At 59.6% G+C, this 15,818-nt stretch carries 13 protein-coding genes and 2 pseudogenes; 13 read left to right on the top strand and 2 right to left on the bottom strand.

Annotated features, from left to right (window positions below; translation table 11 throughout):
- Positions 1 to 881 precede the first annotated feature (881 nt).
- Complete coding sequence (locus ACM6IV_RS08405) at positions 882 to 1,259, top strand: fe2+ zn2+ uptake regulation protein (RefSeq protein WP_414869549.1); 378 nt, start codon at positions 882 to 884, stop codon at positions 1,257 to 1,259.
- Positions 1,260 to 1,277: 18 nt separating this feature from the next.
- Here the strand turns inward: ACM6IV_RS08405 and ACM6IV_RS08400 are convergent, their stop codons facing one another.
- On the bottom strand, positions 1,278 to 1,466 hold the full coding sequence (locus ACM6IV_RS08400; protein ID WP_038363103.1) for a hypothetical protein: 189 nt from the start codon (positions 1,464 to 1,466) through the stop codon (positions 1,278 to 1,280).
- A gap of 158 nt (positions 1,467 to 1,624) precedes the next feature.
- On the opposite strand from ACM6IV_RS08400, the gene ACM6IV_RS08395 reads away from it, so the two are divergent.
- The 6 genes from ACM6IV_RS08395 (at position 1,625) to ACM6IV_RS08370 (ending at position 9,093) form a co-directional block, all read left to right on the top strand.
- The gene (locus tag ACM6IV_RS08395; RefSeq protein ID WP_008077622.1) at positions 1,625 to 1,765 is read left to right on the top strand and encodes a hypothetical protein; all 141 of its coding nucleotides are present in this window, start codon (positions 1,625 to 1,627) and stop codon (positions 1,763 to 1,765) included.
- 269 nt (positions 1,766 to 2,034) lie between these two features.
- On the top strand, positions 2,035 to 3,282 hold the full coding sequence (locus tag ACM6IV_RS08390; RefSeq protein ID WP_414869548.1) for an MFS transporter: 1,248 nt from the start codon (positions 2,035 to 2,037) through the stop codon (positions 3,280 to 3,282).
- Positions 3,283 to 3,293: 11 nt separating this feature from the next.
- Positions 3,294 to 4,424: an acyl-protein synthase gene (locus ACM6IV_RS08385; protein WP_414869547.1), complete on the top strand. Its 1,131-nt coding sequence runs from the start codon at positions 3,294 to 3,296 to the stop codon at positions 4,422 to 4,424.
- Between the two features lies 1 nt (position 4,425).
- Positions 4,426 to 6,822: an acyl-CoA reductase gene (locus ACM6IV_RS08380; RefSeq protein WP_414869546.1), complete on the top strand. Its 2,397-nt coding sequence runs from the start codon at positions 4,426 to 4,428 to the stop codon at positions 6,820 to 6,822.
- The gene (locus ACM6IV_RS08375) at positions 6,809 to 8,167 is read left to right on the top strand and encodes a phenylacetate--CoA ligase family protein (protein ID WP_414869545.1); all 1,359 of its coding nucleotides are present in this window, start codon (positions 6,809 to 6,811) and stop codon (positions 8,165 to 8,167) included. Before ACM6IV_RS08380 ends, ACM6IV_RS08375 begins: the two co-directional genes overlap by 14 nt.
- Positions 8,155 to 9,093 carry a GNAT family N-acetyltransferase gene (locus ACM6IV_RS08370; protein WP_414869544.1) on the top strand — a complete coding sequence of 313 codons (939 nt, stop codon included), beginning with the start codon at positions 8,155 to 8,157 and terminating at the stop codon, positions 9,091 to 9,093. The genes ACM6IV_RS08375 and ACM6IV_RS08370 overlap by 13 nt, the downstream gene beginning before the upstream one ends.
- 59 nt (positions 9,094 to 9,152) lie before the next feature.
- Here the strand turns inward: ACM6IV_RS08370 and ACM6IV_RS08365 are convergent, their stop codons facing one another.
- Complete coding sequence (locus ACM6IV_RS08365; RefSeq protein WP_414869543.1) at positions 9,153 to 9,680, bottom strand: hypothetical protein; 528 nt, start codon at positions 9,678 to 9,680, stop codon at positions 9,153 to 9,155.
- Positions 9,681 to 10,061: 381 nt separating this feature from the next.
- On the opposite strand from ACM6IV_RS08365, the pseudogene ACM6IV_RS08360 reads away from it, so the two are divergent.
- The 6 genes and pseudogenes from ACM6IV_RS08360 to ACM6IV_RS08335 all read left to right on the top strand — a co-directional run.
- Positions 10,062 to 11,192 (top strand): annotated as a pseudogene (locus ACM6IV_RS08360) (cache domain-containing protein); the annotation flags it as partial.
- Positions 11,193 to 11,525: 333 nt separating this feature from the next.
- A pseudogene (locus tag ACM6IV_RS08355) lies at positions 11,526 to 12,053 on the top strand (methyl-accepting chemotaxis protein); the annotation flags it as partial.
- Positions 12,054 to 12,372: 319 nt separating this feature from the next.
- Positions 12,373 to 12,819 carry a DUF411 domain-containing protein gene (locus ACM6IV_RS08350; protein WP_414869542.1) on the top strand — a complete coding sequence of 149 codons (447 nt, stop codon included), beginning with the start codon at positions 12,373 to 12,375 and terminating at the stop codon, positions 12,817 to 12,819.
- Positions 12,819 to 13,253, top strand: coding sequence for a YqaA family protein (locus tag ACM6IV_RS08345; RefSeq protein ID WP_414869615.1), 435 nt, complete (start codon positions 12,819 to 12,821; stop codon positions 13,251 to 13,253). The genes ACM6IV_RS08350 and ACM6IV_RS08345 overlap by 1 nt, the downstream gene beginning before the upstream one ends.
- 87 nt (positions 13,254 to 13,340) lie before the next feature.
- Positions 13,341 to 14,390, top strand: coding sequence for an alpha/beta fold hydrolase (locus ACM6IV_RS08340; RefSeq protein ID WP_414869541.1), 1,050 nt, complete (start codon positions 13,341 to 13,343; stop codon positions 14,388 to 14,390).
- Positions 14,391 to 14,403: 13 nt separating this feature from the next.
- Positions 14,404 to 15,357, top strand: coding sequence for a D-2-hydroxyacid dehydrogenase family protein (locus ACM6IV_RS08335; RefSeq protein WP_414869540.1), 954 nt, complete (start codon positions 14,404 to 14,406; stop codon positions 15,355 to 15,357).
- Positions 15,358 to 15,818: the final 461 nt, after the last annotated feature.

Below are 15,818 nucleotides of genomic sequence, written 5' to 3'. Positions count from 1 at the left end.
CCCTCGCCCTAACCCTCTCCCGGAGGGAGAGGGAACTGACCGAGGTGATTGCGAGAGCTACGCCGACTTGAAATACCGAGCCGTACTCGAATACCAAGCAAATCAAAAGCCCCCTCACCCTACCCCTCTCCCGGAAGGAGAAGGAACTGAACGAGGTGATTGCGAGAGATACGCCGACTTGAAATACCGAGCCGTACTCGAATACCAAGAAAATCAAAAGCCCCTCACCCTAGCCCTCTCCCGGAGGGAGAGGGAACTGACCGAGTTGATTGCGAGAGCTACGCCGACGTGAAATACCGAGTTGAACTCAAGTTCTGAAAAGCCCCGCATCATCCAAAACCATACACCCGCTTCTCACCACTCAACAGGATGAGCGCAAGCTCGGCTGCCGCTCTTGATCTTGCCGTGCTGGCCCCTTCGGCAGGCTGAGTGGAGGGATTTATCCGGGGGTGGGAGCGCAGCGACCGTTCGACGAAGTCGAACGCATCGAAAGGAGGTGCAGCGAAGCAAACCGGAAGCGATGCCCCCGGATAGATCCCGTAACGAAGGAACCCCGAGCCCCGGCGAGCGGGCCGAACGCCGGGGCCCAGACCTTTGGTTCCTTTGGGGCGTTTGCCAAAGGGACTCGCTGTAAGAGCGAAACCGCCAGCCGCAACACCCGAAGCACCGGATATTCACCCAAACCCCCAAGAGCCTGGTCGGCCCAAAGGCCGCCAAGCCCCACTCGCAAACACCCCAATTCCAACCCGCAATCACAAGGAAAAGACAAATCCCCGACAAATTTTCTACATTTTTTCTTTCATGATTTGTCGTGCTGATACGTCTTGTTCTAGAGAGCGCAAAAAAACCTTCCAGATCAGACTCTGAAAAGGAGTAATCGCATGCACAACTCGCAACTACCAACGGACGGTAGCCAGGTACCCAAAGGAATCTCCATGAACCCCCACGCGAGCGACTTCGGACAACGCGTCGAGCGTCACGGTAACGAACGCATCCGCTTGCTGCTGAAAAGCTTCGGGCTGCGCACCAGCCTGATTCGTCTGAAAGTCATCGACGCCTTGCTGGTCGCCGCGCAAAACGATCGGCGCCTGGGCGTGCGCGGCGTCCACAGCCAATTGCTGGATCTGGATATTCCGCTGTCCTTTCTCAGTGTGCGTGAGGTGCTCAAGCGCCTGTGCGCCGAAGGGGTCATCACCTTCAATGAAGACAAGAGCTACAGCCTGCATCCACAGGCTGCGGCCGTTCTCAACCACGATTGAAGCGTGCGGCCATCGCCGTCAGGGCTTGACCTTGCGGCGCATCACGCCATTGATCACCACCACGATCACCGCCACACCGATGGCGACGAATTGAAACGTCTTCTCTGAAATCATGCCGGCATTTTGCAGCCAGGACAGGCCGAGCATGATGGCCAGTACCGACACGGCGATCAGAATCGAATAAATCAAACGTTGCTTGTGGGTCATTACGGCTTCCTGAAACTTTGAAATGTATCCGGTTTGTATCCGTTTGCATGCCATGCACTTACCGTTCTACGGGGATGTGCCGCTGCAAGCGGGGTCTCATGTTACAGCCGATGAAGAGTTTTAGCTTCATGACGGCGTAACCAAGAGGAATTTTCAAAATGCTGCGTCGAATCACCTGGCTGATTCCCGTTCTTGCCCTGCTGACCCTGAGTGGCTGCATCATCTTCCCCCACGGTGGCTGGCATGGCGATCACCACCGTTATTACCAGGGTGGCCCTGGCTACTACCAACATCGCTAGAACAGGATTGTTCGCCCTGCCCGCTTGCCAATTAACAGACCGTGGCAGGCAATCAACACGCCCGATCAACTTCAAGCCCGCCCTGCTGCGGGCTTTTCTTTTTTTGTCGAACACCGCTGCCATGCCTCTTGACTCAGAACTTGCACAACGCCAAAGAGCTAAACAAGTTGCAAGCATTTGAAATTTAATGTCGCAGCAAATCAATAGGTCAGGCGCGGCTGCGCAACTAGTCTCTGGCAACTTCCTTTCACTCACTAACAGGAACGTTTATGCAGAGAACTCTTATACAGATCGGGCCTCGACAAGTGCTTGGATTCTGCTTGGCGATCAGCGCGTTTGAACTTCTGACGTATATGGCCAGCGACTTGATCATGCCGGCGATGTTAAGCGTAACAACCGAACTCGGGGCCGATGTGCGGCATGTGCCGAACGCGTTCAATCTCTATCTGCTTGGCGGTGTCTGCCTGCAATGGCTGATCGGGCCATTGTCCGATCAATGGGGTCGACGTCGAGTCTTGTTGGTGGGTTGTGCAGTCTTTGCCCTGGCCTGCACAGGGGCGTTCGCCACTCAAAGCATTGAAGCCTTCAATCTGCTGCGACTGCTGCAAGGCATGGGGCTGGGCTTTGTTGTTGCGGTCAGTTATCCGGCGCTTCAGGAAGTCTTCTGCGAAGCCGATGCTGTGCGCTTGATGGCGCTGCTCGGCAATATCGCCTTGCTGTCACCGCTGGCTGGGCCGCTGCTGGGCATTGTGTTGTTGCAATGGCTGACCTGGCGTGAACTGTTTCTGGTGCTGGGGCTGGCGGCCTCTATGGTCTGGCTGGGACTGTTTGCCTGCATGCCGGAAACCGTCGGCGTCACACGCCGCGACGGGCAGCGCCAAGCCGCCGTGCGCTTCTCCTGGCGCCAGACTTTTCAGCGTTACCGTGTCCTGTCCGGCAATGGCCGATTCCTCGCCGCCAGCCTCGCGCTGGGATTGATGAGCCTGCCGCTGATCGCCTGGATCGGCCTGGCCCCGCTGCTGCTGATCCAGTCACTCGGGCTGACGCCGCTTGAATATGGCCTGTGGCAAATCCCGATTTTTTCGGCCGTTATCGTCGGCAATCTGATCCTCGATCACCTGCTGACCACTCACTCTCTAGCCCAACTGATTCGCTTGGCGCTCTGGCCTTTCTGTCTCGGACTTCTGGCTCTGATTGGCTGTGCGCTGGCGGGTGCCAGTCTGAGTCCGGTGGTTGCCTGCCTGGCCCTGTACGCAGTCGGGCTGGGTATGAGCAATGCCGCGCTGTATCGCGTGGCGCTGTTTGCCAGTGAGGACAGCAAAGGCCTGGTCTCGGCGTTCGCCGGCATGATTTCGATTGCCGTGATGAGCCTCGGCGGCTTGCTCATTGCCTTCATCGGCGGTGGTACTCGCCTCGAACTCTTCGCGCTCTGCGCCGCCTTCAGCGGCCTGATGTGCCTGCCTCTGGTGCTGGGATTGTTGCAACGCACACCTGCCGATTCCGCTTCGGCTCAATAAAGGAATATTGAATGAACCATTTCCCCGCCAGCGATGCGCTTTGCGCATTGCCACACCCCTATTGTCCGGATGCCATGCCGGCGAGCCTGTTCGATCAGGCCATGGTCGAGATCAGTCGGTTTCATTGCCGACACACGCCCGGCTACGAACACTGGCTGAACGCCAACGGCCTCAACGAACAGGATCTGGACGGTCTCGATGACTGGTCCCTGCTTCCACCGATTCTGGCCAACTTTTTTAAACAGAAACTGTTGCTCAGCCCGACCGGGGCGAACGCGCTGGAGCTGACTTCATCCGGTACCAGTGGCCAGAAAAGCCGCATGCGCTACGACGAGCGCAGCCTGTCGGGTGCACAGTTCATGGTTGAACGGATCTTCCATCACTATGGCTGGCACTCGCCGGATACGCCGTGCAATTACCTGCTGCTGAGCTACGAGCCGAAAGGTTCGATCACCTTGGGAACATCGTACACCGACCAGTTCCTCTGCCGCTTCGCCCCCATCAACCGGGTCGCCTACGCTTTGCGCTGTAACGGCGACGGCCATCAATTCGATGTGTACGGCGTTATCGCGGCGCTGCAATCGTTCGCCGAGGAAGGCCTGCCCGTGCGCATTTTCGGTTTCCCGGCGTTCCTTTGGCAGACCCTGCAACACATGCAGGCCACGGGCGTACCTGAGCTGAAACTGCCGGACGATTCCCTGGTGTTCTTCGGCGGCGGCTGGAAAACCCGGGCCAGTGAGGAAATCCCGAAACAACAATTGTATGGACGCATCGCCTGCCAATTGGGCATTGCAACATCGCAGTGCCGCGATGGTTATGGTGCGGTCGAACACGCGGTGCCCTACATCGAATGCGCCCACCATCATTTTCATGTGCCGGTTTACGCCAGGGCGTACGTGCGCAATCCACTGGATTTTTCCGTTCAGCCCTACGGCCAGCAAGGCTTGCTGGGCTTCGTCTCGCCCTACATTTCCTCCAGCCCGGCACATGCGGTGGTGATGAGCGATCTGGCGACGCTGCACCCCGGCTCAAGCTGTCGCTGCGGCCTGGCCAGTGACTGGTTTGAATTACATGGCCGCGCGGGCACGACCGTCGGCAGGAGCTGCGCAATGGCAGCCTCCGAATTGCTGGGGAGGCACTGACATGTACCTGATCAACGGAGAACTGCACGCTGACGTCGACCTCGACCAGGCACTGGCGCAACTGCACCAGACCTTGCCACAACACTTGGGCATACCGTTGGACAGCGCCACCGTACTAACGGCCGCCGCTCAGTTCGCACGGCAACTGCACAGTGTCGAGCTGCCGCTGGATGACGAACAACGCCAGGCGTTGATTGATTTCTGCCAGCCGCACGCGCTGCAAACCAAGCTTGAACGCGAACTCGGCGATCAGCCTCAATCGCTGCGCAGAATCGATTACCGGCAAGCGCGCTTTGAGCGCTGGAGCCCCTTGGGCCTGGTCGTGCACGTGACACCGGCCAACGCGCCGCTGCTGGCCTGCTGCGCCATGCTCGAAAGCCTGTTGGCCGGCAACCTCAACTGGCTGCGCCCCAGCCGCAGTGACCAAGGCCTGACGGCGCGCCTGCTGCACGCATTGGTGCAATGCGACCCCAGCGGTCAATTGCGCCATTACGTTGCAGTGCTTCCAGTGGCGACCGCGCAGATCGGCCGCTTGTGCAACATGGCCAATGGCGTATCGGCGTGGGGCGGCGAAGCGGCGCTGCAAGCCATCCGCCAACAGTTGCCGCCGGGTTGTCGCTGGATCGACTGGGGGCACCGCATCAGTTTTGCCTACCTGACGCCGGAGGCTGCCTCGCCGTCGGCACTGGACGCTATCGTCGATGAAGTCTGCCGACTGGATCAACAGGCATGCTCCAGCCCCCAATGGTTGTTGGTCGACAGTGACGAGCCGGCCATTCTTCAAGACATCGGCGGCGCCCTGGCCAAGGCCTTCGAGCGCCGCGCAGGGCAATGGCCAGCGTTGGCCCCAACGGTCCAGGAAGCGAGCGAAATCACTACTCACGCGATGATGGCGCGTCTGGGCCAGAGCTTTTCCGCCACGACCGGGCAGGTCTGGAGTGCCACTGGCTGGCGGGTGATCTGGAGCCATGACGCGTCGCTCGTCCCCTCGCCGCTGTTTCGCACGTTGTTGCTCAAACCGCTGCCACGTGCACGTCTGACGCAGACCCTGCTGCCTTGGCGCAACGTTTTGCAGAGCTGTGCGCTGGTCTGCGCTGAGGCGCAGATCAGTGAGTTGTCACGCACGCTGATTGCCGCGGGCGTCAGCCGAATCACGCCGATCAGCGCGATCCATGACGGCTACGACGGCGAGCCTCACGACGGCGTTTATGCGCTGCAACGCTTGAGCCGGCGAGTGTCGGTCAGCGTCGCGCCAACGCAGTTGCCCGCCCACATGACCCTCGATCAGCGACCTTGCCCGCTGGTACTGGCGGGCCTGCCGATTACCGACAAAGCGGCGTTTATCGCGCGGCCGACGACAGCGGCGGCGCAGCTGTTTTTCCGCTCCGGCGGCAGCAGCGGCACACCGGCGCTGTCGGGGTTCAGTTACCGCGATTTCCAACGGCAAATGCGCGCAGCGGCCGACGGCCTGTTCGCGGCAGGGCTCGATCCGAGCCGCGACAAGGTGATGAACCTGTTCTTCAGTGGCGGCCTGTACGGCGGCTTCTTCAGCTTTGCCAAAGTCCTGGAAATGCTCGATGCCACCCACCTGCCCATGGGAGCACCCGCCGATGATGACTACCGCGATATTGCCCAGGTGATCATCGAACAGCGGGTGACTGTGCTGATCGGCATGCCCAGCACTTTGCATCGGTTATTCCTCAACGAACACGAGCGTCTGAGCCGTTATGGCGCCATTGAAAAAGTCTTCCTTGGCGGTGAGCACATCAGCGATCAGTGCCGCGACTTGTTACATCGCTGTGGCGTCGCCAGCATCCGCTCAGCGGTCTACGGCAGCGTCGATGCGGGGCCGTTCGGACATGCCTGCGCCGCCACTGGCGACGGCGTGTTTCATCTGATGGACACGATTCAACACCTGGAAATCGTTGCATTGGCAGAGGACGTCCCCGTCAGCGATGGTGAGGTCGGGCGCTTGCTGTTCACCTCAAAAGCCCGCGAAGGCCAGCAGGTGCAGCGCTATGAAGTCGGCGACACCGGACGCTGGCTGCCCGGCGCGTGCCCGTGCGGACTGAGTTCGCCACGCTTCGAGCTGCTGCAACGGCACGGCAGACTGCTGCGTATCGGCAGCGATTTCATTTGCCAGAAGGAACTCGCCCGCCACCTGCAGGCGCCGTTTCAGTTGTACCTCGATCACGCGCCTGACGGCCTGGAACGCCTGTTGATTCGCAGCCCCGGCGAACCCGCTGAGATTCTCGGCCGACTCGAAAGCTACTCGACGCTGGCGACCCTCGTGCGCACCGGCCTCCTCACCGTGCACGCGCAAACTTGCGATCCGCAACAGTTCGACAGAAACAGACACAGCGGAAAGATACCGCCAGTGATCGATGCACGCCGTTGAAAGCAAACTTCACGCACTAGCAGAACAATTAAAAGAGAGCACCATGACTACAACACTGGAACTGAACAAGTTGCTCGCCTTTGCCCGCGAACAATCAAACTATTACGCCAGACATTTGCAAAACGTTTCGCATCAGATAAACACACTGGATGAACTTCCGGTGATCGATGCACAACAATACTGGGCGCACAGCGAAAACTTCGAGCACTGGCCGGTACTGACTTCAACGGTTGAGCGCGCACTGGTGTTCAAGACCGGTGGAACAACCAGCGCTGGCAAACTTTCGGTGTTTACCCGCGAAGAGTGGCAGACACTGGTGCGCGACTTCGGTCAGCATCTCGGTAGCCAACTCAACCCGGGAGACCGGGTGGCCAACCTGTTTTTTGTCGGCGATCTGTACGCCAGTTTCGTCTTCATCCACGATGCATTGGCGCAAGAACCTGCTGGCGTCACCGAATACCCTTTTACCGGCGACGTCGACCCCGTGGTCCTTAGCGACTCTATCCGCTTGTACAGAATCAATGTGCTGGCTGGCATACCCGCGCAGTTACTGACGTTTGCCGCCGTACTGGAGCGCCAGGGGCAAACCCTGGTCGAGGTTGAAACCGTGCTCTACGGCGGCGAAAGCCTGTTCCCCGCGCAACTGCAGATATTGCACCGGGTGTTCCCCAACGCCCGGGTCGCCTCCATCGGTTACGCCAGTGTCGACGCCGGGTTCATCGGCGCCACGAGCCGCGATTGCGCCTTGGGCGAACACCGCATGCTGGCCGGCCACAGCGTGCTGGAAATCATCGACGAACACACCGGCGAAGTGATTGAAGAATGCGACCGCCCCGGCCGGTTGTTGGTCACCAACCTCACCCGCCGGCTCATGCCGTTGATTCGCTACCCGGTGGGTGACCTTGCCTGCTGGCGGGAACCGGCCACGGCACCGATGCGCAAGTTCGCCTTGCTGGGACGTAGTGCGAGCAGTCAGCGTGTGCGAGTGAGCAGCCTGACCCTGCTGATCGACGACATCGACAGAATTGTCCAGCGCGCAACCGCCAGCGACGACTGGCAGCTGATCATCAGCCAAGCGGCGAGCATCGATATCTTGTGTCTGAAGTGGGTGTCCGGGACGCAAAAGCACGCAACCGCTGAGCTCGACACACGCTTGCAAAATGGCTTGATCGAGCAGTATCCGCTGATCGCGCAACTGAGCGATGATGGCCAACTTGAATTGCAGCTCGCGCAATGCGCCCACGGTGAACTCGTTCGCCATCCACGCTCCGGCAAACGCCAACGAATCGTCGACCTGCGCACTTACGACACCCCACGTCCGGAGCAACGCCCATGGACGACGTGACGCTGCGCAGCTATCGCCGCACCGACGCCGGGGCGGTCAGTCGCCTGTTTCGGGAAATCTACGGTGACCACTATGTGCAGCCGCACGTGTATTTGCCGTTGATGATCAACCAGAACCATGGCGATGGCAGCTGGCATTCCCTGGTGGCGGAATCCGGCAAAAAAATCCTCGGCCACGCCACGCTATGCAGAAGCGCCGGATCGCACACGGCCGAACTGGCATTGAGCGTGGTGCACCCTTCGACACGCGGGCAGAACATCGCCACGCAGTTGGGCACGCGGCTGTTGATCCACGCGCAAGCGCTGGGTTGCCATGGCGTGATCATCAAACAGGTGACACAGCACGCCTACACACAGCGCATGGCTGACAGACTCGGTTTTTGCAGCAGCGGGTTGCTGCTCGACTATGTACCCTCACCTTTTGGCGAACCCCTGCCGGAGTCCATCGTCATCGGCTACACCCCTATCGACGGGTACCGACGTCCGCTCCCGGCGTTGCCATGGCCAGACAGCTGTCGCGATTTCATGGAGCATTTGTGTGGCGTATACGGGACGCAAGAAAAGGACGCGCCCTGGGTGGGTCCACCGATGCATGTCGAACAATGTTCCGGGCGTTATGACGTAATACTGAAACAACTCGATAGCCGTTTGCTTAAACAACTGCGCAGACTGCCCGGGCACTGGATGATCTCGATCAGGCTCAGGCTGGCAACAGGCTTCGCCAGTGCTGTGGAAAGTCTGTCAGCGATAGGCTTCAGCTTTACCGGGATCGCGCCAAATGATCATTGCGCGGGATGGCTGGCGCTGTTTCACCGGGGCTATTGCTCGCGTTCGCTGGACCTGTGTTGCCCGCACATCCAGCGACTGCATGATCGGGCGCAACAGCAACTAACCGCGTGCGCCGGCAAGGCACCGCTGCCGGCTTGAGCGAGAGCCGGCACATCGACCAGCCCGCTCATGCGTTGAGCGGGCTACAACCATCAGTCTCAAGCCTTGGCTTTGACACCTTCATCGACCGGTTTCGGGGCGTTGCCGTCACCGTAAGTCTTCAGGTTCTGCAGGACATAAATCGCTTTCTTGAATTCGGGAATCAGGCTCTTGCCGTAAGCATTGCCATTGAGGCCATTGTTCTGGATGGAATCCAGTTGGGTAGCGAAATACTCCAGGGCGTTGAATTTGGCATCGATATCCTTGACCACGCCAAAACGGTCGAACTTGTCCCCGGCATTCTTCAACGTTAAGGATGTGATCTCGGAGATCAGCCCACGGCTGCGCAGCAGCTCGCTCAGATTTCCCAGTTGTTTGACGGAAACGTTCGCAGGATCAAAACCCTTGATCGCTTTGCGCAAACCCTGCTTGTCCATCTCGGCAGTATTCAGCGCGGTAGGATTGGTGCCGACCAGAGTGAGCATTTGCTGCACTTTGACACTCTGGGCCACTTGTTTTTTCGCGCCAGTGTTACGAACCAGAACCCCGGCTTTACTCTCCCAGCCGCCGACAATACCGATCGTCATGAGAAGACTCCCTGTGAAATGACCATGAAAATATCCGTGATGAGCACCAATAATGGGCGCGAGTATCGGCGGGCGAACTGATGGCACCAACCTCTTTCTGCACTTTTTTACAATTCTCGTACATTCTCGATACAAAAGCTCAACGCCCCGCAAACCCTGACCCGGCACTGTCATGGCAATGAAAAGAAAATCGCTTTTTCACGCACTCGCCTGCGCTGATCAGTGAGTGTGTATCGAGCCTGATACCGACCGGTCATCGCTGCCTGCATGTTTCAGGACGTGAGTACCTAAAGCTTCCCGCCGCGACGACGATACGCTGTTGATACCCGCAAAGTTTTACCCCGCCCCCCAATAAGAAACGCTGCTCAAGGACCGGTCTCCATGCCCGCTTTCCGCACTATTCAGGCTCGCTACACGCTGTTTCTGGTTCTGTTCATCCTGCTCCTGTCGGTGTTGACCGTGGTCGGCATCAGCCAACTGGTCGCCCCCAAGCTGCGTCATACCGAAGAACAGGTGGTCCTCAACCGCATCGCCGAAGTGGCGGAGCAGATTCAGGGCGAGCTGAACAAAGTGCAGGCGCAACAACGCAGCATCACCCAGACCATCCCGTTGCTCGACAGCGCTGCCATCGACAGCGTGCTGCCAGGTCTGGTCGATCAGTACGGCGAGTTGAAAGTCTTCGGCGGCGGGATCTGGCCACTGCCCGGGCAGCGTGAGGCCGGGCGCAACAAATTCAGTACGTTCTGGCACCGCGACGCGTCGGGCAAACTGGCCGTGAACACGTTCTGGAACAGCGACGCGGCACCCAACTACTACGACCAGAGCTGGTACAAGGGCGGCATGGCCACACCGCGTGGCCAATGCGCCTGGGCGGCGGCGTATAAAGATGACGCCAGCGCCGAGCCGCGCACCAACTGCGCCATGGCCATTCAGAAAAACGGCAGCGCCTGGGGCGTGGCGACCATCGACGTCACCCTCGGTTTTTTCAATGATCTGGTGGCGCGCAAGGAAAAAGACCTCAACGCCGAGATGCTCATCGTTGAAGCCGACGGCAAGGTCATCAGTAACAGCTCGCGCATCAGCGGCCCGATCGTGCTGAAAAACATCAGCGAACTGGCCGGCACGTCGACCTTCGTCAGCCAGGTCAAAACCGGGTTGCAGAACCGCGATCAGGCGCAGCGCATCGAATTCGACAACAACGGCGAAGCCAGCACCTTCTTCATGCGCCCGATTGAAGGTACGCCATGGTTCCTCGCCACCGCCCTGCCGACGAAAATGCTCACCGCTCAGCGTGATGACGTCCTCAGCACCCTGAGCCTGTTGCAGATTCCGCTGGTGATCCTGTTGGTGCTGTTGCAGGTCTACGCGATTCGCCAGTTGGTGCAACGCATGAAAGCGTTGAAAGCCAACATCGACTTGCTGTCCAGTGGCGATGCCGACCTGACCCGGCGCATCACCATTCGCGCCGAAGATGAACTCGGCGCCATCGGCCATTCGGTCAACACCTTTATTGCCTATCTGCAGAACATGATCGGCGAAGTCACCCAGGCCACCGGTGCCATGGCGTCCAGCCTCGACAACCTGCAACGCACCTCGGCGCACACCAGCCAGATCCTGCTGCGTCACGCCTCGGAAACCGATCAGACCGTGACGGCCATTACCGAGATGAGTTCGACGGCAGAAAGCGTTGCGCAGAATGCCGCTGAAACCGCCGCCTTCACCCAGCGCGCCAACGAAAACGCCGACCGTTCCCGCGTGGTGGTGGGCGAAGCGACCAACAGTGTCGTGGCGCTGATCGACGAAGTGGCCAGCGCGACGCACAAAGTCGAGAACATGCAGCAGGACGCCCAGCGCATCACCGAGATCCTTGGCGTGATCGGCGCGATTGCCGGGCAGACCAACCTGTTGGCGCTCAACGCCGCCATCGAAGCGGCACGCGCCGGTGAGCAAGGCCGGGGTTTCGCCGTGGTTGCCGATGAGGTCCGCGCCCTCGCCGCACGCACCCAGGCCAGCACCTCGGAAATCAACGAGATGTTGACGCGTCTGACGCAGGGCGTGAGTTCGTCGGTCAGCGCCATGGAAAACACCCAGGCCAGCTGCCAGTCCGCCGCCGACGCCACCGCACGGGTCAACTCCGGGCTGGATGAAATGGCCGGTTCGGTCAGCCACATCAACAGCCTCAGCACGCAGATCGCCACCGCCGCCGAGCAGCAAAGCGCGGTGACCGAAGAGATCAACCGCAGCATGGTGCAGATCCGCCACATGGTGGATGAGTTGGTCCAGAGTGGCAAAGCCAGCGAACTCAACACCCACCAGTTGCTCGAGGCCAACAGCCGGGTGAGCGCGATCATGGGGCGTTTCAAGGTGCGTTGATCCCTGCTTCCCACAAGATCTTCTGTCCACCCTGGAAACCTTGTGGGAGCGAGCTTGCTCGCGAAAGCAATCTGCCAGTCGCTGCTTCAGTGTCTGAATGACCGCCTTCGCGAGCAAGCTCGCTCCCACAGGGCCACACCATCGCCAGATGTAGCCACCTGACAACCTTGTCATCTCGCGCTCAGCAACCTGTCAGCCTTGATCTACGATCATCCTGCCCGCACGCATTGCAACAACTGGAAACATTGCGTTGATGCCCGGCGGAAAAAACCGGTCAAAATGCGTGCTTTCCGATCGTCACCCGAGCCGAGAATCCGTTATGCGAACTCACCTGCGTCTGGCCGCCCTGAGCGCCCTGTTCATCTCCTCCCTGGCCCAGGCCGGCGAGCTGATCCCGATCGAAGTGCACCGCGACGCCAATTGCGGATGCTGCAAAAAATGGATCAGCCACCTCGAAGCCAACGGCTTCAAAGTCGAAGACCACGTCGAAAACGACATGAGCAGCTTCAAACAACAACATGGCGTGCCGCCGCTTCTGGCCTCGTGCCACACCGCGATCATCAACGGCAAATTCGTCGAAGGCCATGTGCCAGCGGAACAGGTGCTGGCCCTGAGCAAGCGTGACGATCTGCTCGGCGTCGCTGCGCCGGGCATGCCGATGGGTTCGCCGGGCATGGAAATGGACGGCATGAGCGATGCATATCAGGTCATCGGACTGAAAAAGGATGGCGCTGACGTCGTCGTGGCGGATTACCCGGCGCATTGATCATCGCGGCTTACGGCGGGCTGTTCCTCGCCGCATTCGGCGCGGCGACGTTGTTGCCGCTGCAATCCGAGGCCTTGCTGGTCGGTCTGATCGTCAGCGAGCGTTACTGGCTCTTGGGCCTGCTCGCGGTGGCAACGCTGGGCAACGTACTTGGCTCGCTGGTGAACTGGTGGCTGGGCCGCGGCATCGAGCGTTTTCAGGATCGACGCTGGTTCCCGGTGAGCGCCGCGCACATGGCCAGGGCGCGCAAACACTATGAGCGCTACGGTCATTGGTCGTTGCTGCTGAGTTGGTTGCCGATCATTGGCGACCCCCTGACACTGATTGCTGGCGTCATGCGCGAACCGCTCGGGCGGTTTTTGTTGATCGTCACTCTGGCCAAAGGTGCGCGTTATGGCGTGCTGGCCATGCTGACCCTGGGCTGGCTGGGTTGAACGATCGGGCGCGGGCATTGCCTGTGTTTAACGTCGGCGTAATCCAGTCGTTCCAGCATCGGCCGATTTCTAACGGAGTTTGACCTTATGTCTGTGAAGTTTTCCCGTTGGCTCCCCGGCCTGTTCCTCTGCGCCGCCCTGCCCCTGTCGGCGCAGGCTGCCACGCCAAGCGAAGCCGCGCCGGAAGGCCCGGCCTATGGCCCGGAACTGCAAGGCTTCGAATACCCCTACACCCTGAAACACTTTGCCTTTCAATCCCAGGGTAAATCCTTGCAGATGGGTTACATGGACGTCGCCGCACACGGCAAGGCCAATGGCCGCACCGTGGTGCTGATGCACGGCAAGAATTTTTGCGCGGCGACCTGGGACAGTTCGATCAAGGCCTTGAGCGAATCCGGTTACCGGGTGATCGCGCCGGACCAGATCGGCTTCTGCACCTCCAGCAAACCCGACCACTATCAATACAGCTTCCAGCAACTGGCGACCAACACCCAGCAGTTGCTCAAAGCGCTGGGCATTCAAAAAGCCACCCTGCTCGGTCATTCCACCGGCGGCATGCTCGCCACCCGTTATGCCTTGCTGTTCCCTGAGCAGGTCGAGCAACTGGCGCTGGTCAACCCGATCGGCCTGGAAGACTGGAAAGCCCTCGGCGTGCCCTATCGCACTGTCGATCAGTGGTATCAGCGCGAGCTGAAGGTCAGCGCCCAAGGCATTCGCGAGTATGAACGAACGACTTACTACGACGGCCGCTGGAAACCGGAATTCGACCGTTGGGTCGACATGCTCGCCGGGTTGAGCAAAGGCCCGGGCAAAACCCAGGTCGCGTGGAACTCGGCGCTGATCTACGACATGATTTTCACCCAGCCGGTCTATTACGAGTTCAAGGACCTGAAGATGCCGACCCTGCTGCTGATCGGCACGTCCGACACCACGGCCATCGGCAAGGACCTTGCCCCTCCTGAGGTGAAAGCGAAAATCGGCCATTACGACGTGCTGGGCAAACAAGTGGCCAAGCTGATCCCGCAGTCGACGCTGGTGGAGTTTCCCGGCATGGGTCACGCACCGCAAATGGAAGAGCCGGCACAGTTTCACAAGGCCTTGCTCGACTGGCTGAACACAACCAATCCCGTTCGTTGATGAGGTAAGGCTGATGGCGGTGCAGATTGCAGTGATCGATGACTGGCAGGCCGTGGCCCGCGACGTGGTCGACTGGTCAGTGCTCGATAGCCTCGGTGAAGTGACGTTCGAACATGATTACCCGGCGGACAACGCCACACTGGCCGCGCGCCTGGGCCGCTACCAGGTGATATGCGTGATGCGCGAGCGCACGCGGTTCGATGAGGACCTGCTCAAGCGTTTACCCAATCTGAAGTTGCTGGTCACCGGCGGCATGCGCAACGCGGCGCTGGATATGCAGGCAGCCGCCAGGCTCGGCATCAGGGTCTGCGGCACTGACAGTTACAAGCATGCCGCGCCGGAGTTGACCTGGGCGCTGATCATGGCGGCTACGCGCAATCTGCTGAATGAGGCCAATGCCCTTCGCGCCGGTCATTGGCAACAAGGGCTGGGCGGCGATCTGCACGGCAAGACTCTGGGAATTCTCGGTCTGGGCAGCATCGGCCAAAAAGTAGCGCAGTTTGGTCAGGTGTTCGGCATGCGGGTGATTGCCTGGAGCGAAAACCTCACCGCCGAACGGGCTGAACAGGTCGGCGTCACGCACGTCAGCAAACAGGAGTTGTTCGAGCAGGCGGACGTGTTGTCGGTGCATCTGGTGCTCAGCGAACGCAGTCGCGGGCTGGTCGATGCGCAGGCTTTGGGCTGGATGAAACCGACAGCGCTGCTGGTCAACACGGCGCGCGGGCCGATTGTCGATGAAGCGGCGCTGATCAAGGCCTTGCAGAAACAGCAGATCGCCGGGGCGGCGCTGGATGTTTTCGAGCAGGAGCCGCTGCCGGCATTGCACCCGTTTCGCACACTGGACAATGTCCTGGCCACGCCGCATGTGGGGTATGTCAGCCGGCAGAACTATGAACAATTCTTTTCGCAGATGATCGAGGATATTCAGGCTTGGTCATCGGGTAATCCAATCCGACTGTTGAACTGAGTATTTATGCGAAGCCTAAGGTGAAGCCAAAATCGCTATCGCGGGCAGGCTCACTCCTACATTTGGAATGCGTTCCCTGTAGGAGTGAGCCTGCTCGCGATGGCGTCATAACGGTCACCCCATCAACAAACTGCCCGCACCACAACAGTGCACCCGCCCTCACCGCTAGCACAAATTCGTGACCGATCAGTCACCGTTTTGGCCCTCCCTTGCAAAAAAACCTGCACTTCGTCGGTGCGTTTACCCCTCAAAAGCTCGGTTTGCACGGACTGCCAACCGATTGTCGAACAATTTACCCATTTGCCCCGCCCCGCTCTAGGATCTGGCCTAGACTGATTTTCGCGGGGTAAAACCGACCAGTCACATTGCCGAAAAAAAGTCGAAACTTTTGCGCGCGGCGGCGGGTCATCTGCAAGACAGGGCTAAAGCGAGTGGTGCAATCCTTGCAACGGCCCCTTCAC

The sequence above is a fragment of the Pseudomonas sp. IT-347P genome (assembly GCF_949768005.1).
GTDB lineage: Bacteria > Pseudomonadota > Gammaproteobacteria > Pseudomonadales > Pseudomonadaceae > Aquipseudomonas.
This window is presented reverse-complemented; position numbering and strand designations above follow the sequence as displayed.